A 17,627-nucleotide genomic window follows, 5' to 3' on the forward strand; every position below is an offset into this window, starting at 1 on the left:
CTAATATGACCCGCCCCCGAGGCGCCCATATTCAGGAGAACACCATGGCTACGATCGCCGCCACCGACGCTACTTTCGATGAAGTCGTCAAGCAGTCCGACATCCCGGTCGTCGTTGATTTCTGGGCAGAATGGTGTGGCCCCTGCAAGCAGATCGGTCCTGCTCTCGAGGAGCTTTCGGCGGAATACGACGGCAAGATCAAGATCGTGAAGGTCAATGTTGATGAAAACCCCGGCAGCCCGGCGGCCCTGGGCGTTCGCGGCATTCCGGCGCTGTTCCTGTTCAAGGGTGGCGAAGCGGTAGATCAGAAAATCGGCGCTGCACCCAAAGCCGCGCTGAAGGACTGGATCGACGCCGCTGTCTGAAATTCGCGATTTAAATTTTCTCGGTTATTGAAAACTTCCCGACCCCCGGATGCGTCAGCATTCGGGGGTCTTCTTGTTTCCACATTGAGAAAGCCCGGATCGCTATCGGTCAGGTTTGCGTAGCGGCAAGCCATGCCTCGGCTTCGTCTTGCTCATCGAGTTCGAAACTGCGGATGTCGAGGCCGGGAAAGAGCGCGCCTTCGAATTCGGCGGCCTTCCTGAGCCAGTCGGAATCGGTAAGCACGGCGCATTTATCGAACTTTCCGAGCAACCCGAACAGTTTTGGCAGGCGGCTCATCTCGACACCGATTGCCCCCAAAGTGGGCAGGGAAAAATCGGTGATCCTGTAATACATGCGCCCGTTTTTCACGTCTTCGGACGCCGCGATCAGCTTGTCCAACCCATCCCGCATGGCATCCGCATCGAGGCTGCCACTGAGGTCAATGTCCACACGATTGGCAGAGCGCTTGGTGATCTTGAGCATGTCGGCCTCCTTTTGAAGTCTGGGGCATCCTCTTGATGATTGTCGGACCTGGCATTGATCCTGGTCAAGCAGGCGGTCAGATCTGCCCCGGTTTGAACACTCCAAACCGGCATGGAGATCAGTGCCACTGCCGAACCCATACTGAAATCCGATTATGAGCCGGTCTTGATCTCCACTATGGCAGAGCCGATTTTCCTGCCCCAGGAGACTCTGGACCATACCATTTCATGCAGGAAATACGAAATGAAACCGGTTACGGAGCCGACGATGGCTATGCCGCTGCTTGCCATGACCGAACCTGTGAAAAGGTAACTGATCAGCGTCATCATGATGAACCCCGCGACCTGCCATGTAGCTGACTTGGTAACGAGGCGGATCGTGCTGTCCATTGATGAATTCTCTGCGAAAAGTCGGGTGCTTCCTGCTGGTTACCTGCGATGCCCACGAATGGACATTAGGTCAATTTGCTGCGTAAAATCGATTTTGGTGTTTTATATCTACAAAGGGGGTAAAAATGGACAAGCGTATCCGTGCTGACGTGTTCCGGACCCGCCTTCAAGAAGCCATGTCGCTCAAAAAGGTTACCAGAAGCGCGCTGTCCAGAGCCGCCAATGTCGATCGGTCGACGATTGGTCAGCTTCTCAAAAACGATTATCCCCGTCTGCCAAATGCGCAATTGGCTGCTGATATTGCAGGCGCCCTGAGCGTCAGCACCGACTGGTTGCTGGGCCTGACGAACAGGCCAGAAGCTCCGGGCGACATCGTAGCGGCCGCAATGTCTCTAAGCCCGGCAGAACGGACTTCGGCTGACGAACAGCTTCTTGAATGGCATCGCGAAGCTGAGGGTTACAAGGTGCGACACGTTCCTGCGACTTTGCCCGACATTCTGAAGACCGAACGGATGCTGCAATGGGAATATGCGTCGTTTCGCGAGAAGCGGCTTCCCGAAGCCTTCGCCGCCATGCAAAATCAGCTCCAATGGCTGTCATCAGGCGTTTCCGACTACGAGATCGCCCTGCCGCTTCACGAAATCGAGGCCTGCGCGGCCGGGACGGCCTATTACAAGGGCGTCAGCAGAGATGTCCGGTTCGAACAACTGAATTTCCTTGCCAATCAGTGCGATCAGATGTTTCCGCGACTGCGGATATTCCTGTTCGACGCACATAGGGTCTTTAGCGCACCGGTCACTGTTTTCGGCCCGAACCTTGCCGTTGTTTACGTCGGCCAATGCTATCTCGCATTCCGTGAAGTCGAACGCGTAAAGTCACTGACAAATCACTTTGATTGGCTGGTACGAGAGGCGATCGTGGATGCGCGTGACGTCCCTTTTCATATTCGCTCGATGATGGATCAGTAACTTCGCCGTCTCCCGGTTTCGACCGCACCACGAAACATTGCTGAGCGGCGAAGGTCCGCATTGTCCCGCATGGCCGACCTACGAGATGGAAAGCCCCCGACCGCGTGCGCGACCGGGGGCTCGTCCCGTAGTTGCATCAGGGTTCAGCCGCGAGCGAACTCTGGGTAGGCTTCCATCCCCAGTTCGGCCATGTCGAGGCCGCTGATCTCGGCCTCCTCGGACACCCGGATACCGCCCAGCGCCTTGAGGATGAACCACACCAGCAAGCTGAAGATGAAGACGAAGGCACCGATTGCCACGAAGCCCAGAAGCTGGGTCGCGAAGGATGTGCCCTCCGTGTAGACCGGAACTACCATTGTGCCCCAGAACCCCGCGATCAGGTGAACCGGGATGGCACCGACAACATCGTCTATTTTCATCTTGTCCAGGGCCGGGACCGCCAACACCACAATCACGCCGCCGACCGCACCGATCCACAGCGCCCCAAACAGCGTCGGATCGAGGGGGCCTGCGGTGATGGACACGAGGCCCGCCAACGCACCGTTCAGAACCATCGTCAGATCGACCTTCTTGTAGAGGACCTGCGTCAGGATCAGCGCCGCGACGGCACCGGCGGCGGCGGCCATGTTGGTATTCGCGAAGATACGGCTGATGTCGGTCACGTCACCGATGGAACCCATGGCCAGTTGCGATGCGCCGTTGAAGCCAAACCAGCCCATCCAAAGGATGAACGTGCCCAGGGTCGCAAGCGCCAGGTTCGAGCCGGGCATCGGAACGACGCGGCCTTCCTTGGTGTATTTGCCCAGACGCGGGCCCAACACGATCGCACCCGCCAGTGCGGCGAACCCCCCGGTGGCATGGACTAGGGTCGAACCGGCAAAGTCCGAGAATCCGGCCTCCGACAACCAGCCGCCGCCCCACTGCCACGAGGCCTCGATCGGATAGATGACACCGGTCAGCACCACCGTGAAGATCAGGAACGGCCAGAGCTTGATGCGCTCGGCCAGAGTGCCCGAAACGATTGACGCGGTGGCGGCGACGAACATCAGCTGGAAAAAGAAGTCCGAACCGACGGACGCATAGGTCACGTCGACCACGTCCGCACCAGCACCCACAGGCTCCAGCGATACGGGCGCGAACAGTTTGCCCAGATAGCCCACGATGGTCCAGTCGTCGCCAGGATACATTATGCCGTAGCCGATCAGCCAATACATGAGCGCAGCAATGGAAAAGAGAGCGATATTCTTGGTCAGCTGCATCGTCACATTCTTGGACCGGACGAGACCGGCTTCCAGCATGGAGAAACCGGCGGCCATCCAGAACACCAGAAAGCCACCGATAAGAAACAGCAGCGTGTTGAAGATATAAGCGGTGTCCGCGAAAGTCGCGAATTCGGGTGCGGCGGCGTCCTGCGCGGTGCCCATCGTGGGCAAAGCGAGGAGCATTGCCCCGAGAAGAAGTGAGTTGTGGAGTTTCATGTCAATCCTGTCCCCTTGAATGTCGATCAGATCGCGTCGTCGTTCAGCTCGCCGGTGCGCACGCGCACGGCCTGGCTAACGTCGAGGACGAAGATTTTGCCGTCGCCGATCTTGTCGGTCTTGGCGGTGGCGGCAATGGTCTCTACGACCTGGTCGGCCATGGCGGAGGGCACCACGATCTCCAGCTTGACCTTCGGCACGAAGTTTACGGCGTATTCGGCTCCACGATAGATTTCGGTGTGACCCGACTGGCTTCCGAAGCCCTTGATCTCCGTCACCATCATGCCGCGCACGCCGAGGGTGGTCAGTGCCTCTCGGACCTCCTCCAGCTTGAACGGCTTGATTGCTGCGATGATGAGTTTCACATCAATTCCCCTTGTCATTGCGATCCACAGACCGGACGACGGCAGATCACGAACCCGTGGGGGGAGGCGCAACGTATAGGCAGGCTTGGCAGGTTCACTCCGTACCCGATGCCCGGATTTTCGCCTGTTTTCGAGGCAAAGCATAAAATTTAGGCATATCAAATATGCTGCACCTGCGAAGGATTTGAGGTTCGGGGTGCACAATCGACTCGCATCGCCATATATTGGCGAAAACCCTCTAACGGGATGAGCAGCAATGGCACGATCTGGCAAAACCCGTCTGGTCGCCGACAAACGGCGGACAACGCCCAGGGGCGAAAAACCCGCCGCGAAACCGGCCCGCAAAAGGCGTGCCAAGCCCACCGCCCGCAAGTCGCGCGGCCTTCTGGGCTGGCTACTCCTGCCATTCGGTTTGCTGATCCGGCTGGGCTGGGCGTTGGCGTGGCGTGGGGCAGCGATCGCGGCTGCCATCCTGCTGGCGGCGACGATCTACAATTATGCCCGCATTCCTGACATGGCCACGCTGTCCGACGGGCGGGCGCGCGGGTCCGTCACATTGCAGGATCGCGAGGGGCAGACATTTGCTTGGCGCGGTGACAATTTCGCCGGGCTGATCACGCTGGATGGGGTGTCGACTCAACTGTCGAATGCCGTCGTGGCCAGTGAGGATAAGCGATTCTATAAACACTTCGGCGTCAGCCCCCGCGGCATCGTCGGTGCCATGCGTAGCAATATGCAGGCCGGACGGGGGCCGTTTTCGGGCGGCGGTGGCTCGACCATCACACAGCAGGTCGCCAAGCTTCTGTGTCTGGGACAGGACTGGGACCAGACCCTTGGCATGACCGAAGCGCAGTTCGAGGCCGACTGCCGCGTCGGAAGCGTGTGGCGCAAGCTGAAGGAAATTCCCTATGCCTTGGCGCTGGAGGCGAAGTTCACCAAGGATGAGATCCTGGCGATCTATCTGAACAGGGCTTATCTTGGGGCTGGTGCGCGGGGTTTCGCCGCCGCCAGCCAGCGATATTTCGGCAAATCGGTCGCACGGCTGAACCCGTCCGAGGCGGCTATGCTTTCGGGTCTGCTGCCCGCGCCCAGCTACTACGCACCGACCAACAACCTGCAACGTGCGCAGGACCGGGCCGAAACTGTGCTGCGCCTGATGCGCGAGCAGGGCTATCTGACCAGTGCGGAGTTCGCTCAGGCCCTCGAACAGCCCGCCACCCTCTCGTCCGCCGCAGGGCAGGACACTGGCGGGTATTTCGCGGATTGGGTCATGTCGGCCGGTCCCGACTTCCTGACCGGCGAGACGACAGAAGATGTTCTGGTCCGGACCACCCTCGATCAGCGTATCCAGAAGGCCGCCGAGGATGCCCTGGCCGCGGTTTTCGAGGCCAGTGTCAGTCCGGAGTCCGAGGCGCAGGGCGCTATCGTCGTGATGTCCGCCGACGGCGCGGTCCGCGCGATGGTCGGCGGGCGCGACACGCGGGGCGGCGGGCAATTCAATCGCGCCATCCAGGCAGTTCGCCAGACCGGTTCCAGCTTCAAACCTTTCGTCTATGCCGCGGCGCTGGATCTGGGAATGCGGTTTGACGACTACATTCTGGATGCACCGTTAACACTGAACATCCCCGGGTCGGGTGCGTGGTCGCCCGAGAACTACAGCCGCAATTACGCCGGAGAAGTCACGCTCACAGATTCGCTGGCGCGGTCGCTGAATACATCGACCGTACGGCTGTCGGAACAGGTCGGTCGGGATGTGGTCCGCAAGGTGGCCACCGATTTCGGGATCAACAGCGACCTGGCGGCCGGCCCTGCCCTGGCCCTGGGGGCAAGTGAATCCACCCTGCTGGAAATGACCGGAGCCTATGCCGGTATCCTGAATGGCGGCACCAGCGTCACACCCTATGGACTCAGTTCGCTGACTCTGCGTGGCGACGACGTGCCGCTCGTCGATCACGAAAGCGGTCTGGGGGAACGGGTCATTCAGGAAAACGCCGCGCGACAGCTTGTCTACATGATGTATCAGGGCGTCGAGAGGGGCACCGGCAAGCGCGCCAAGCTGCCCGATGGCCGCCCGGCAGCGGGTAAGACCGGCACCACCAGCAGCTATCGCGACGCATGGTTCATCGGCTTCACTGGGGATTACGTCGCGGGCGTCTGGATGGGATATGACGACAATTCGCCCCTGACCGGCGTGACGGGCGGCGGCTTGCCCGCCGAAATCTGGCGCGAGACGATGGTGCGTGTGCAGGAGGGTCTGCCGGTCCGGCCCCTGCCGATGATCGACGCCGAGGCCGAGGCACGCCCCGCCCCCGCCCCGCAGGTCGTTCAGCAGCGGCCCGCACCGCAACAGCCCCAGCATCAGCAGCCGCAACCCGATCTGGCGGAGCGGATATTGATGGATGTTCTGGGTGGAATTTTCCGTCGCAATTGACGGTCTGTTCATTCCTCTGACGCTAAAAGACGCGGCCCGATAACGGAGTCCGCACCGCATGCCACCCCCGTGCCGAACCACGCGCCCCTCGGGCAGTGAGGAGGTCGCCGCCATCCGCCGGGCGTCGGCCGCTTCGATGAGGATGGTTTTCGTGTTCTCGATGGCGGTGAACCTTCTGATGCTGACCGGCCCGGTCTACATGCTTCAGGTCTACGACCGGGTTCTGGGTTCAAGATCCGAAGAAACGCTTGTCGCACTGTCAGTCGTGGCAACATTCCTGTTTGTCATGATGGGTGTGCTGGATCATGCCCGCGGGCGTGTCATGGCGCGGGTCGGCGCGGAGTTTCAGGCCCGGTTGGACGGCCGCGTCTTCGCCGCGCATCTGCGCCATTTGTCGCTGACCCCCGGTGGGGCGGGCGGGCGCAATCCGCTGCGGGATGTCGAGGCTGTGCAGCGGCTGATGTCCTCACCTGTCTTTCTCGCCCTGTTCGACATCCCCTGGACGCCGCTGTTCATCGCGGCGATCTTTCTGTTCCATCCGATGCTGGGGCTTCTTGCCCTTGCCGGTGGGGTCGCGCTGATCGCGCTGGCCTTGATCAACCAGTTGATGGCATCCGGACCGATGGCGCAGGCAAATCTGGCCACTGCGCGCGCCGAACTGACGGCACAGCAACTCGCATCCGAGGCGGAACTCGTTCAGTCTCTGGGCATGCGCGGCGCCGCCTTCGCCCGTTGGATGAAGACGCGAGGCCGGTCTCTGACGCAATCGATGATGTTCTCGGACCGCTCGGGGCTGTTTACCGTGACGACCAAGACGCTGCGGCTGTTCCTGCAATCGGCAATGCTGGGTCTCGGGGCATGGCTGGTCTTGCGGGGCGAGATGACGGCTGGCGCGATGATCGCCGGATCCATCCTTCTGGGGCGCGCGCTGTCGCCCATCGAAATGGTGATCGGCCAATGGCAGATGATCCATGCGGCGCGACGCGGGCGTTTGTCGGTGATCGAGTTGCTGGACACGATCCCCGCCGAAGTGGTGCGCACACCCCTGCCCCGCCCGAGGGCGCGGCTGGTCGCCGAGAATGTGACGATGGTGCCTCCGGGTGCGACCCAGGCCAGCCTGCGGGCAGTGTCCTTCGTGCTGGCCCCAGGTCAGGCGATGGGCGTCATCGGACCGTCTGGCGCGGGCAAGACGTCGCTGGCCAAAGCCATTACCGGAGCATGGCCCACCGCAGGCGGTCGCATGCGACTGGACAGCGCGACGCTGGAACAATACGACCCCGACGTTCTGGGCAGTTATATCGGCTATCTGCCGCAGACGGTGACATTGTTCGACGGCACCATCGGCGAAAATATCGCCCGCCTTCAATCCGATGCAGACCCGGCACTGATCGTCAAAGCCGCAAAGAAAGCCGCCGCGCACGAGATGATCCTTCAGCAACCAGCAGGTTACGACACGCCTGTGTCTGCCGTCGGGGGCCGATTGTCGGGAGGGCAGATCCAGCGCATCGGTCTGGCCCGCGCAATGTTCCGCGACCCCGAGATTCTGGTCCTGGACGAGCCGAACTCGAACCTCGACAACGACGGAACGATGGCGTTGAACCGCGCGATCAAGGCCATGAAGGATGCGGGTGGCGCAGTCATCATAATCGCGCACCGCCCCGCCGCGATTCAGGAATGCGATCTGCTTCTGATGCTGGAGCATGGCGCACGCGCTGCCTTCGGCCCGCGCGAGGAAGTCTTGCAGAAACGCGTAAAAAACCACGTCCAGATCGCGGGTGGCGCGCGACCGGGGACAATGTCGTGACGCGCACCGCTGGCCCTGGTCCTGATCTGGCGCAATATTCCACTGCAAGGCCACTGATGCTGGGAATTCTGGCCCTTCTGTTGCTGATCGGCGGGTTCGGGTCATGGGCACTGACGGCGGAAATCTCAGGCGCAATCGTGACTTCGGGGCGGATTGCGGTCGACCGGAACCGACAGGTCGTGCAACACCCGGACGGCGGCGTCGTGACCGAAATCCTGGTACGCGACGGCGATACGGTCGAAGCCGGTCAGGTGCTGATCCGGCTTGACCCGACTGCGTTGCAATCGGATGCCGATATCCTGAGGAGTCAGATCCTCGAACTCGAGGGACGCGCAGCGCGCCTGATGGCCGAAAGGGACGGGGCGCAGATGCTGACCTTTCCCGCCGGTCTACTGGCCGCAGGGCGGGTCCGCCGCGACGTGGCAGAGACCATTGCAGGACAGCGCAACCTTTTCGCGACCCGCAGCACCGCGCGCAGTCGCGAGGTCGAACAGCTGACCCGCCGCAAGGAGCAGATCGCCAACCAGATTTCCGGGGTCGCCGCCCAATCCGCAGCGCTGCGGCGTCAGCTGGTGCTACTGCGTCAGGAACTGGTGGCCCAGCAGACCCTTCTGGCAAGCGGCCTGACCCAATCCTCCCGCGTTCTGGCGTTGCAACGGGACGAAGCCGGACTGCTGGGGCAACTGGGCGAATTCAGCGCCTCGGTGGCCGAATTGCAGGGCCGCATGACCGAAATCGATCTGGAAATCCTCAAACAAGGCAACCGCACGCGCGAAGATGCGATCACGGAATTGCGGGACCTGCGATCCCGTCAGATGGAGATTGCGGAACGTGACCGTGCCGTGCGCGCGCGCATGTCCCGTCTCGACATCACCGCTCCGGTTGCCGGAATCGTCCATGACATGCAGGTCTTTGCCCAGCGCAGCGTCATTCGCGCAGCCGACCCGGTTCTCTATCTCGTGCCGCAGGACCGGCCGCTGGTAATCATCACTCAGGTCGATCCGATCCATGTCGATCAGGTGTATCCCGGACAACCTGTGACCCTGCGCCTGCCTGCCTTCGACGCACGGATCACGCCAGAGTTGTTTGGCCATATCCGTCGCGTATCGCCCGACGCCCTGACTGATCCGGCGACGGGACTGACGTATTATCTGGCGGAGGTGCAGCCCGACGCCGGGGAAATCGCGCGGCTCGACGGTCAGGTTCTGCTTCCGGGCATGCCGGTCGAGGCCTATCTGCGGACTGGCGACCGCAGGGTGCTGGCCTATCTCGTCAAGCCGATGACCGATTACTTCAAGCGCGCGTTTCGGGAATAGTCTTCGTACGGACATGTGCCTCCTCCCGCATGCCACGCGTCCGGACATCTGCTTGGCATCGGCGGTTCGGCATGTCAGCAATCGTGCGACAATAACAGGAGTTGCCCGATGTCCTATACCGAGACCCTTGCAAAGTTGGGCGTAACCCTGCCCGATGCCCCGGCCCCGGCCGCCAACTATGTGCCTGCCGTCCGCTCGGGCGACCTGCTGTTCGTCTCGGGCCAGATCAGCAACGGTCCGGACGGGCTGATCAAGGGACGGCTGGGTGATGATATGTCGGTCGAGGACGGTGCCGCCGCCGCCCGCGCCTGTGCGATCAGCCTGCTGGCACAGGTCAAGGCGGCCTGCGGCGGCGATATCGAACGGCTGGAGCAGGTCGTCAAGCTGACCGCCTTCGTCAACTGCACGCCCGAGTTCGAGGATCAGCCCAAGGTCGTGAACGGTGCATCGGACTTTCTGGTTGAAGCGCTGGGCGATGCGGGGCGCCATGCGCGATCCGCTGTCGGTGCCATTCTTCCATTCGGTGTCGCCGTCGAGATTGAAGGAATTTTTCGCATAAAATGACCCTGCCCGCAGCATTTCTGAAGGGACATATCGCGCACCGTGGCCTGCACGGGATCGGGGCCGATGGGGTCGGACGACCCGAGAACTCCATGGCGGCCTTCCGCGCCGCGGTGGAACTTGGTGTCGCCATCGAACTTGACCTTCAACCGTCGTCCGACGGTCATGCCATGGTGTTTCACGACTACGATCTGGCTCGTCTGACCGTGCGAGATGGCAAAGTCGGTTCGTTCACGGCAAAGGCTCTCTCCCAGACCGGCTTGCGAGGCGGAGATGCCGGCATACCTACCCTGGAAGCGGTGCTTGAGATGATTGCCGGGCGTGTGCCTGTCCTGATCGAGGTCAAGGATCAGGATGGGCAGATGGGTCCCGATGTTGGCCCCCTGGAAGCGGCGGCGATGGCGACACTGGACGGTTATGTTGGCGACGTCGCGGTGATGTCGTTCAACCCGCATTCGGTCGCCTGTTTTCAGCGCGATGCGCCACATCTGTCGCGCGGGTTGGTGACTTCCGCCTTTGATGCCGATCATTGGCCCGAACTGACGGAGTCCACACGGGACCACTTGGCCGCAATCCCAGATTTCGACAGACTGGGGTGCGATTTCATAAGCCATCAGGCCGATGCGCTGAATATGCCCCGCGTGTCCGAGTTGAAGCGCGCTGGGGCCGCGATCCTGTGCTGGACGATCCGATCTCCGGCGCAGGAGGCCGAGGCGCGCAAAATCGCCGATGCCGTCACGTTCGAAGGCTACTTGCCCTGATGCGTAACGGCCCCACCTGTTGCCCATGACCAAATCCGTCCTCAAGTCCGAAGCCGAAATTGCGATCCATGTCGTGCCGTCGCTGGCCGATATCGACGCCGCCGACTGGGACGCCTGTGCCAGTCCCGAAACGGCGGACGGTGGCTCGCCGAATGACCCGTTCACGACGCATCGGTTCCTGCGCGCGCTGGAAACATCCGGGAGCGTCGGGCCGGGCACCGGCTGGCAACCGCAATATCTGATAGCAAAGTCAGGACAGGACATCATTGCCTGCGCGCCGCTCTATGCCAAAGGGCACAGTCAGGGCGAATACATCTTCGACCATGCCTGGGCGCAGGCTTGGGAGCGGGCGGGCGGCGATTATTATCCCAAGCTGCAACTGGCGGTTCCGTTTACCCCTGCAACCGGGCGGCGGTTCCTGTTGCGACCGGGATACGAGGACGTCGGGTTTAAGGCGTTGGTTCAGGCGGCGGTGCAGGTGACGGAGCAAAACGGGCTGTCGTCGCTGCACATCACGTTCTGCACCGAAGACGAAAGGGCGGCGGGCGCGGCGCTGGGCCTGATGGAACGATCAAGCCAGCAGTTCCACTGGTTCAACGACGGATATGAAGCGTTCGATGAGTTTCTGGCGGCACTCAGTTCCCGCAAGCGCAAGACAATCCGCCGTGAACGCGCCGTCGCGCAGGGGTTCGGCGGCGAAATAAATACCTACACCGGCGATACGCTGCGGCACGAGCATTGGGATGCTTTCTGGCGGTTCTATCGCGACACCGGCGCGCGCAAATGGGGCACACCATATCTGACCCGCGCGTTCTTCGATCAGGTGCAGGAAACGATGCGCGACGACGTCATGCTGGTTCTGGCCGAACGCGATGGCGTGCCAGTGGCGGGCGCGCTGAATTTCATCGGACGCGATGTGCTCTATGGGCGCTACTGGGGCGCGGTCGAGCATCACCCGATGTTGCATTTCGAGCTGTGTTATTATCAGGCCATCGACCTTGCCATCGAACGCGGCCTGTCGCGGGTCGAGGCCGGGGCGCAGGGCGATCACAAGCTTGCGCGCGGCTATCTGCCGGTGACCTGCCACAGCCTTCACCATATTCCGAATGAAGGCTTCCGTCGCGCCGTGGAGCAGTTTCTTGAGGCCGAGGCACAGGCCGTGGAGGAGGACATCGAAGTTCTGACCGGCTATGGTCCGTTTCGGCGCATCGCGCAGGAGGAACAGGAATGACCTATATGGAAATCCCCGAGGGCTGGTCCGGTGGCGCAGACGCGATCACGCGGCAGTTCAAGTTCGAAAACTTCTCGCAGGCATGGGGGTTCATGACCCGCGTGGCCCTTTTGGCAGAGGCTGCGAACCATCACCCTGACTGGCGCAATGTCTGGAACCGGGTGGACATTCGGCTGACGACGCATGATGCGGGCGGCCTGACGCAAAAGGATATCGACCTTGCGCGTGCTATCGACAAACTGACCTGAAAGACGCCCTTCGATATGAACGAACTCCTCTCGACCGAAGTCTACGCCGGGCGCACGCTGGGCGATTTCATTTCCTTCGACTATCTGGCGGGCATTCTGGGCAATGTGCTGTCCGCCATTGTGGTCCTCGTCATTGGCCTGATGGTCGCGGGATGGGTCGCGGGGCGGATTTCGGGGCTGTCGCACAGGCACAAGCGGCTGGACGACACGTTGTTCGATTTTCTGGCGAACCTTGCGCGATACGCCATCATCGGACTGTCGTTCCTGATTGTGCTGAACACCTTCGGAATTCAGACGACGTCTTTGGTGGCCGTCATCGGTGCTGCGGGTCTGGCCATCGGTCTGGCGTTGCAAGGCACGCTTTCGAACGTGGCGGCGGGTGTGATGTTGATTTTCTTCCGGCCCATCAAACTGGGCGATTTTGTCACGATCAATGGCGAGTCCGGAACGGTGAAGGCGATCAACCTGAACTTTACGGAACTGGCCAGCATCGGCAACGTTCAGATCATCATCCCAAACTCCGAAGTCTGGGGAAACACGATTACCAATTACTCCGCCTATGATACGCGGCAGGCGGAGTGGACGTTCGGGGTTGGCTACTCCGCCAATCTGGATACGGTCGAACAGGTTATCCGCGACACGATCTCCGCCGACCCGCGATTTCTGGCCGACCCGCCACCGACCATCAAAGTTACTGAACTGGGTGCCAGCAGCGTTGATTTCATGGTTCGCGCCTGGGTGCCACGGACGGAATTCTTCGCCTATTGGAAGGACATGAACCGCGAGGTGAAGCTGGCGCTGGACGCGGCCGGGGTGGAAATCCCATTCCCCAATCGCACCGTGCATATCGTCAAGGACGACTGATCGCGCGCAGTCCGGTTCAGGTCTCTGCGGCCCGCGCCAGCATCCCGAACAGGTCGCGCGGATCATCCGGATCGGCCAGCATGTCCAGATCGACATAGTATCCTGTTCGCCGGGCCGCATCGTGGATGTGGCACAGCGCGCTGAAATCCTCGGTCGCAAAGCCGACGCTGTCGAACAGGGTGATCTGATCGCGTGACGTCCGGCCCGTTGCCTTTCCCGCAATCACGCGCCACAGCTCGGTCACCGGATGATCGTCATCAAGTTGCTGGATCTCGCCCTCGATGCGCGTCTGCGGCGGATACTCCACGAAAATATCCGAGCGCTTCAGGATATCGCGATGCAACTCCGTCTTACCGGGACAATCGCCGCCGATCGCGTTGAGGTGGACGCCCGCGCCCACCATGTTGTCGGTCAGAATCGTCGCTTGTTTCTTGTCCGCCGTGCATGTGGTGATGATCTGCGCGCCCGCGATAGCGTCTTCGGCCGTGGTGCAGGACGTGACCTTCAACCCCGTTGTCGCCAGATTGCGCACCGCCTTGGCCGTGGCGTCCGGGTCGATATCGTAAAGCCGCACTTCTTCGATACCCAGAACGTGATGGAAGGCCAGCGCCTGAAACTCGCATTGCGCGCCGTTGCCGATCATCGCCATGACCTTTGCGTCTTTCGGGGCCAGATGGCGGGCGGCCACCACGGACGCCGCCGCCGTGCGCAGCCCCGTCAGAATCGTCATTTCGGACAGCAGGATCGGGTAACCGTTGTCGACCCGAGCCAGAACCCCGAAAGCCGTCACGGTCTGGAACCCGCGCCCCATGTTCGCCGGGTGCCCGTTGACGTATTTGAATCCATACCGCTCGCCGTCCGAGGTCGGCATCAATTCGATCACCCCTTCGGCGGAATGGGCGGCCACGCGGGGGGTCTTGTCGAAGTCTTCCCAGCGCAGGAAATCCGCCTCGATCCGGTCGGCGATGGCGGCGATGGTCTCGGCCACGCCATCGCCATTCACGATGCGCATCATGTTGTGGACCGACACAAACGGCACCATGGCCATGCGGGATGGGTTCAGGTCGGTCATGATGTGGCCTTTCGGGGTGATCGTGAAATACGGGCGGCGCGGGATGTCATCCTCGCGCCCGCGTCGGACGGTCGAGGACGGATTTACCGAACAGCGAGGCGACGAAATCCACCATCAGACGGGCTGTCTTGCCGCGCTCGTCCATGAAGGGGTTCAGCTCCGCGATGTCCAGCGATGTCACCAGTCCGCTGTCGTGCAGCCATTCCATCACCAGATGCGCCTCGCGGAAAGACGCGCCGCCGGGAACGGTTGTGCCGACGGCAGGTGCGATGTCCGGCTCCAGGAAATCGACATCGAAGCTGACGTGCAGATGTCCGTTCGCCGCCTCGACCCGGTCAAGAAAGGCACGCAGCGGCGCGGCAATGCCGTGTTCGTCGATGGCGCGCATGTCGGCCACCTGAATCTCGGTGCGGGCCAGTGCCGCCTTTTCATGCGGATCGACGGACCGCAGCCCGATCATGCAGATATTCGCCGGATCGACCCTGCCGGGCAAAACGGGGAACTGCGGCGAGAAATCTGACAGGCCGGTAAAATACGCGACCGGAGTGCCGTGCAGGTTGCCGCTGTCGGTGCTGTCGAAATCGTGGATATCGGAGTGCGCATCCAGCCACAGCACGAACAACGGACGACCGTCCGTTTCGGCACGGGCGGCCATGGCCGGGACCGTGCCCGCCGCCATCAAATGATCGCCGCCCATGAAAACTGGAATCGTGTCTTGGGTCACCTTGCCCGCCGCCGCCTGCAACGCACGCACCCAACCTGCGCAGAGGTCCAGGTCGCGGATGGTCTGGTTTTCGGTCGCGGGCACGCTCAGAACCTCGGGGGAGACGTCGCCCGCATCCGTCACATCATGCCCCAACACCGTCAGTGTCGCCGCAAGATCAGCCGTTCGCAGGGCATCCGGTCCCATCAGGCAACCGCGCCGCCAGGCACCGGTCTGAATGGGCGCGCCGAGAAGGGTGATGTGCTTGGCCATGGGATGCTCCGGATTGTTCGGGCCAGTTGATCCTGCTGGAGCGGCAGTCGAAAGCGGGATATGAGGTCAAATCGGTCGACGTTTCGACCAATATGATCAATCGGAGCAATCATAATGGACGATCTCGACCACCGGCTTCTGGTGCAACTCTCCAAAGACGGACGGGCTGGCATTTCGACACTTGCCGCAAGGCTGGGCGTCACCCGCGCCACTGTGCGGGCCCGAATGGAGAAGTTGTCGCAGGTCGGCGAAATCCTGGGCTATCGGGCAGTTCTCAAGAGCGATCTGGCGTACCGCCCGGTGCGTGGCATTATCCTGATCGAGATCGAGGGCAAGGGTGCGGCTCGCGTCAGCCGCACGCTGGCCGCCATGACGGAAGTCGAAGCTGTGCATTCCACTCATGGTCGCTGGGACCTGATCGCCGAGCTGGGTGCCGATACATTGGAGGCACTGGACACGACGCTCAACCGTATCCGTCTGATCGACGGCGTGTCACGGTCGGAAACCAATCTGTACCTCGCGACACGCCGGGCCTGAAATCAGAGCTCGGACAGAAGCGACTCTCCGGCCGTCATCTCGCAGACGCCGGTGGCTTCTTCAACGTGCAGCGTTCTGACCACACCATCGTCGACCAACATTGCATAGCGCTTCGACCGACCGATCAGACCGGCAGGCGGCGCGGTGAAATCCATACCGATAGCCTTGGTGAACGTGCCGTCCGCATCGGCCAGCATGTGCAAACCCGCCTCAGTCGCGCCCGTCGCCTCGCCCCAGGCTTTCATCACGAAAGGGTCATTCACCGATACGCAGACGATGGTATCCACACCCTTGGCCGCGAACCCGTCCCTGGTGCGGATGAAACTGGGCACATGGGCCGACGAACAGGTTGGCGTATAGGCGCCCGGCACGGCGAAGACGGCGATGGTCTTGCCGCGTCCGATCTCGGACAGGGAGACCGTCTCGGGGCCATCGTCGCCGATCCGGATCAGCTGCGTATCGGGCAATCTGTCACCTTGGGATATGGCCATGGATGGTTCCTCGCGTTTGAAGTTTCTGAAGCCGGGATATAGCTGTCCGTTAACAGACGACCAGAGGGAACGACATGCAGCACATTGCCGTAATCGGTGCCGGTCAGGCCGGGGCCACCCTGGTCGAGACGCTGCGCAAGCAGGGCTTCGACGGACGCCTGACTCTTTGGGGGGATGAGGCGGAACTGCCGTATCAGCGCCCGCCGCTGTCCAAGGCCTACCTGCTGGGCGAGATGACGCGCGACCGGCTGCATCTGCGGCCCGCATCTTTCTATGACGACCAGCGGGTGGAGGTTCACACAGGCACCCGGATCACCGCGCTGGACCCCGTCGCAATGACCCTGACCCACACAGGCGGAACTGAAACCTGCGATACCATCATCCTCGCCACCGGGTCGACGCCGCGCCGCCTGCCCGCCGACATCGGGGGCGATCTGCCGGGCGTCTTCGCCGTGCGCACGCTCGCGGATATCGACGCGCTGGAGCCGCATATCCGCGCGGACGGCCACCTGCTTATCGTCGGCGGCGGTTATATCGGTCTGGAAGCCGCCGCTGTCGCCCGCAAACGCGGCATGCGCGTCACGCTGCTTGAGGCGGCCCAAAGAATTCTCAGTCGGGTGTCCTGCCAGGATACGGCGCTCTGGTTCGCCTACCGTCACAGGGCCGAAGGCGTTGAAATCATCGAGGACGCGGCTCTGGCCCGTCTCACCGGGTCCGATCACGTCAGCGGCGCGGTCCTGTCGGATGGGACCAGTTTCAAGGTCGATGCCGTGGTTTGCGGCATCGGTGTCGCGCCCAATGTCGACTTGGCCAAGGCAGCAAAGCTGGAAGTGAATGACGGAATCGCGGTGGATGACCGCGGGCGCACCTCCGCTCCCGGCATCTGGGCGGCGGGCGACTGCTGTTCCTTTCCGTGGCGCGGGCGGCGCATCCGGCTCGAATCCGTCCCCAATGCCATCGATCAGGCGGAGGTCGTAGCCCGTAACGTGCTGGGAGCGGACGAAGCCTATGTCGCCAAACCGTGGTTCTGGTCCGATCAATACGACGTCAAACTGCAGATCGCGGGCCTGAACACCGGTTTCGATCACGTAATCGTTCGCGATGGCACCCCCACGGGCGGCGGTCGGTCGCACTGGTATTTCAAGGGCGACACCTTGCTGGCCGTCGACGCGATGAACGATCCGCGCGCCTATATGGTCGGCAAGCGCCTGATCGAGTCGGGCCGCTCCCCTGACGCGGGGGCCGTCGCCGACGGATCGACCCCGATCAAGGACCTGATGTGAGCC

General features: G+C 61.9%; 19 protein-coding genes. 12 read left to right on the forward strand and 7 right to left on the reverse strand.

All coding sequences use genetic code 11. The features are described from left to right. Positions 1 to 44 precede the first annotated feature (44 nt). The gene (gene trxA / locus BMY38_RS01080; RefSeq protein WP_092758958.1) at positions 45 to 365 is read left to right on the forward strand and encodes a thioredoxin; all 321 of its coding nucleotides are present in this window, start codon (positions 45 to 47) and stop codon (positions 363 to 365) included. Positions 366 to 474: 109 nt separating this feature from the next. Here the strand turns inward: trxA and BMY38_RS01085 are convergent, their stop codons facing one another. Both BMY38_RS01085 and BMY38_RS01090 read right to left on the reverse strand, forming a co-directional pair. Next, positions 475 to 849 (reverse strand): SpoIIAA family protein, encoded by a 375-nt coding sequence (locus BMY38_RS01085; protein WP_092758960.1) that lies wholly within the window; start codon positions 847 to 849, stop codon positions 475 to 477. A gap of 152 nt (positions 850 to 1,001) precedes the next feature. Beyond that, positions 1,002 to 1,238 carry a DUF2061 domain-containing protein gene (locus BMY38_RS01090; RefSeq protein WP_092758962.1) on the reverse strand — a complete coding sequence of 79 codons (237 nt, stop codon included), beginning with the start codon at positions 1,236 to 1,238 and terminating at the stop codon, positions 1,002 to 1,004. Positions 1,239 to 1,363: 125 nt separating this feature from the next. Here BMY38_RS01090 and BMY38_RS01095 point away from each other — a divergent pair, with 125 nt between their 5' ends. Then, positions 1,364 to 2,206 carry a helix-turn-helix domain-containing protein gene (locus BMY38_RS01095; protein ID WP_092758964.1) on the forward strand — a complete coding sequence of 281 codons (843 nt, stop codon included), beginning with the start codon at positions 1,364 to 1,366 and terminating at the stop codon, positions 2,204 to 2,206. Positions 2,207 to 2,349: 143 nt separating this feature from the next. Here the strand turns inward: BMY38_RS01095 and BMY38_RS01100 are convergent, their stop codons facing one another. Continuing rightward, positions 2,350 to 3,684 carry an ammonium transporter AmtB gene (locus BMY38_RS01100; protein WP_092758966.1) on the reverse strand — a complete coding sequence of 445 codons (1,335 nt, stop codon included), beginning with the start codon at positions 3,682 to 3,684 and terminating at the stop codon, positions 2,350 to 2,352. Positions 3,685 to 3,710: 26 nt separating this feature from the next. After that, positions 3,711 to 4,049 carry a P-II family nitrogen regulator gene (locus BMY38_RS01105; protein ID WP_092758968.1) on the reverse strand — a complete coding sequence of 113 codons (339 nt, stop codon included), beginning with the start codon at positions 4,047 to 4,049 and terminating at the stop codon, positions 3,711 to 3,713. 256 nt (positions 4,050 to 4,305) lie between these two features. On the opposite strand from BMY38_RS01105, the gene BMY38_RS01110 reads away from it, so the two are divergent. From BMY38_RS01110 to BMY38_RS01145, 8 genes are all read left to right on the forward strand, one after another. Continuing rightward, positions 4,306 to 6,480, forward strand: a complete 2,175-nt coding sequence (locus BMY38_RS01110; RefSeq protein ID WP_092758970.1) for a transglycosylase domain-containing protein — start codon at positions 4,306 to 4,308, stop codon at positions 6,478 to 6,480. A 58-nt stretch (positions 6,481 to 6,538) separates the two neighbouring features. After that, complete coding sequence (locus tag BMY38_RS01115) at positions 6,539 to 8,284, forward strand: type I secretion system permease/ATPase (protein ID WP_092758972.1); 1,746 nt, start codon at positions 6,539 to 6,541, stop codon at positions 8,282 to 8,284. Beyond that, positions 8,281 to 9,600: an HlyD family type I secretion periplasmic adaptor subunit gene (locus BMY38_RS01120; protein WP_342707723.1), complete on the forward strand. Its 1,320-nt coding sequence runs from the start codon at positions 8,281 to 8,283 to the stop codon at positions 9,598 to 9,600. Before BMY38_RS01115 ends, BMY38_RS01120 begins: the two co-directional genes overlap by 4 nt. 108 nt (positions 9,601 to 9,708) lie before the next feature. Further along, positions 9,709 to 10,164: a RidA family protein gene (locus tag BMY38_RS01125; protein WP_092758976.1), complete on the forward strand. Its 456-nt coding sequence runs from the start codon at positions 9,709 to 9,711 to the stop codon at positions 10,162 to 10,164. After that, positions 10,161 to 10,922, forward strand: a complete 762-nt coding sequence (locus BMY38_RS01130) for a glycerophosphodiester phosphodiesterase family protein (protein WP_092758978.1) — start codon at positions 10,161 to 10,163, stop codon at positions 10,920 to 10,922. Before BMY38_RS01125 ends, BMY38_RS01130 begins: the two co-directional genes overlap by 4 nt. Positions 10,923 to 10,947: 25 nt before the next feature. Next, positions 10,948 to 12,153: a GNAT family N-acetyltransferase gene (locus tag BMY38_RS01135; protein ID WP_092758980.1), complete on the forward strand. Its 1,206-nt coding sequence runs from the start codon at positions 10,948 to 10,950 to the stop codon at positions 12,151 to 12,153. After that, complete coding sequence (locus BMY38_RS01140; RefSeq protein WP_092758982.1) at positions 12,150 to 12,401, forward strand: 4a-hydroxytetrahydrobiopterin dehydratase; 252 nt, start codon at positions 12,150 to 12,152, stop codon at positions 12,399 to 12,401. Before BMY38_RS01135 ends, BMY38_RS01140 begins: the two co-directional genes overlap by 4 nt. A 15-nt stretch (positions 12,402 to 12,416) precedes the next feature. After that, positions 12,417 to 13,265 carry a mechanosensitive ion channel family protein gene (locus BMY38_RS01145; protein WP_092758984.1) on the forward strand — a complete coding sequence of 283 codons (849 nt, stop codon included), beginning with the start codon at positions 12,417 to 12,419 and terminating at the stop codon, positions 13,263 to 13,265. Between the two features lie 16 nt (positions 13,266 to 13,281). Here the strand turns inward: BMY38_RS01145 and BMY38_RS01150 are convergent, their stop codons facing one another. Together BMY38_RS01150 and rocF are read right to left on the reverse strand one after the other, a co-directional pair. Further along, the gene (locus BMY38_RS01150; RefSeq protein WP_092758986.1) at positions 13,282 to 14,337 is read right to left on the reverse strand and encodes an ornithine cyclodeaminase; all 1,056 of its coding nucleotides are present in this window, start codon (positions 14,335 to 14,337) and stop codon (positions 13,282 to 13,284) included. 46 nt (positions 14,338 to 14,383) lie between these two features. Continuing rightward, positions 14,384 to 15,313 (reverse strand): arginase, encoded by a 930-nt coding sequence (gene rocF, locus BMY38_RS01155; RefSeq protein WP_092758988.1) that lies wholly within the window; start codon positions 15,311 to 15,313, stop codon positions 14,384 to 14,386. Positions 15,314 to 15,427: 114 nt separating this feature from the next. Here rocF and BMY38_RS01160 point away from each other — a divergent pair, with 114 nt between their 5' ends. Next, positions 15,428 to 15,850 (forward strand): Lrp/AsnC family transcriptional regulator, encoded by a 423-nt coding sequence (locus tag BMY38_RS01160; RefSeq protein WP_092758990.1) that lies wholly within the window; start codon positions 15,428 to 15,430, stop codon positions 15,848 to 15,850. Between the two features lie 2 nt (positions 15,851 to 15,852). On the opposite strand, the gene BMY38_RS01165 is transcribed toward BMY38_RS01160, so the two are convergent. After that, a complete protein-coding gene (locus tag BMY38_RS01165) occupies positions 15,853 to 16,341 on the reverse strand; it encodes a peroxiredoxin (RefSeq protein WP_092758992.1) in 489 nt (162 codons plus the stop codon). 74 nt (positions 16,342 to 16,415) lie between these two features. Between BMY38_RS01165 and BMY38_RS01170 the strand changes: the two genes are divergently transcribed. Further along, a complete protein-coding gene (locus BMY38_RS01170; RefSeq protein WP_092758994.1) occupies positions 16,416 to 17,624 on the forward strand; it encodes an NAD(P)/FAD-dependent oxidoreductase in 1,209 nt (402 codons plus the stop codon). Positions 17,625 to 17,627: the final 3 nt, after the last annotated feature.

The sequence above is a fragment of the Jannaschia helgolandensis genome (assembly GCF_900109285.1).
Lineage (GTDB): Bacteria > Pseudomonadota > Alphaproteobacteria > Rhodobacterales > Rhodobacteraceae > Jannaschia > Jannaschia helgolandensis.

Bases quoted from the DNA above. Each gene is read 5' to 3' on its own strand.
- trxA (WP_092758958.1), top strand. From the start codon at position 45: ATGGCTACGATCGCCGCCACCGACGCTACTTTCGATGAAGTCGTCAAG.
- BMY38_RS01085 (WP_092758960.1), bottom strand. From the start codon at position 849: ATGCTCAAGATCACCAAGCGCTCTGCCAATCGTGTGGACATTGACCTC.
- BMY38_RS01090 (WP_092758962.1), bottom strand. From the start codon at position 1,238: ATGGACAGCACGATCCGCCTCGTTACCAAGTCAGCTACATGGCAGGTC.
- BMY38_RS01095 (WP_092758964.1), top strand. From the start codon at position 1,364: ATGGACAAGCGTATCCGTGCTGACGTGTTCCGGACCCGCCTTCAAGAA.
- BMY38_RS01100 (WP_092758966.1), bottom strand. From the start codon at position 3,684: ATGAAACTCCACAACTCACTTCTTCTCGGGGCAATGCTCCTCGCTTTG.
- BMY38_RS01110 (WP_092758970.1), top strand. From the start codon at position 4,306: ATGGCACGATCTGGCAAAACCCGTCTGGTCGCCGACAAACGGCGGACA.
- BMY38_RS01115 (WP_092758972.1), top strand. From the start codon at position 6,539: ATGCCACCCCCGTGCCGAACCACGCGCCCCTCGGGCAGTGAGGAGGTC.
- BMY38_RS01125 (WP_092758976.1), top strand. From the start codon at position 9,709: ATGTCCTATACCGAGACCCTTGCAAAGTTGGGCGTAACCCTGCCCGAT.
- BMY38_RS01130 (WP_092758978.1), top strand. From the start codon at position 10,161: ATGACCCTGCCCGCAGCATTTCTGAAGGGACATATCGCGCACCGTGGC.
- BMY38_RS01135 (WP_092758980.1), top strand. From the start codon at position 10,948: ATGACCAAATCCGTCCTCAAGTCCGAAGCCGAAATTGCGATCCATGTC.
- BMY38_RS01140 (WP_092758982.1), top strand. From the start codon at position 12,150: ATGACCTATATGGAAATCCCCGAGGGCTGGTCCGGTGGCGCAGACGCG.
- BMY38_RS01145 (WP_092758984.1), top strand. From the start codon at position 12,417: ATGAACGAACTCCTCTCGACCGAAGTCTACGCCGGGCGCACGCTGGGC.
- BMY38_RS01150 (WP_092758986.1), bottom strand. From the start codon at position 14,337: ATGACCGACCTGAACCCATCCCGCATGGCCATGGTGCCGTTTGTGTCG.
- rocF (WP_092758988.1), bottom strand. From the start codon at position 15,313: ATGGCCAAGCACATCACCCTTCTCGGCGCGCCCATTCAGACCGGTGCC.
- BMY38_RS01160 (WP_092758990.1), top strand. From the start codon at position 15,428: ATGGACGATCTCGACCACCGGCTTCTGGTGCAACTCTCCAAAGACGGA.
- BMY38_RS01165 (WP_092758992.1), bottom strand. From the start codon at position 16,341: ATGGCCATATCCCAAGGTGACAGATTGCCCGATACGCAGCTGATCCGG.
- BMY38_RS01170 (WP_092758994.1), top strand. From the start codon at position 16,416: ATGCAGCACATTGCCGTAATCGGTGCCGGTCAGGCCGGGGCCACCCTG.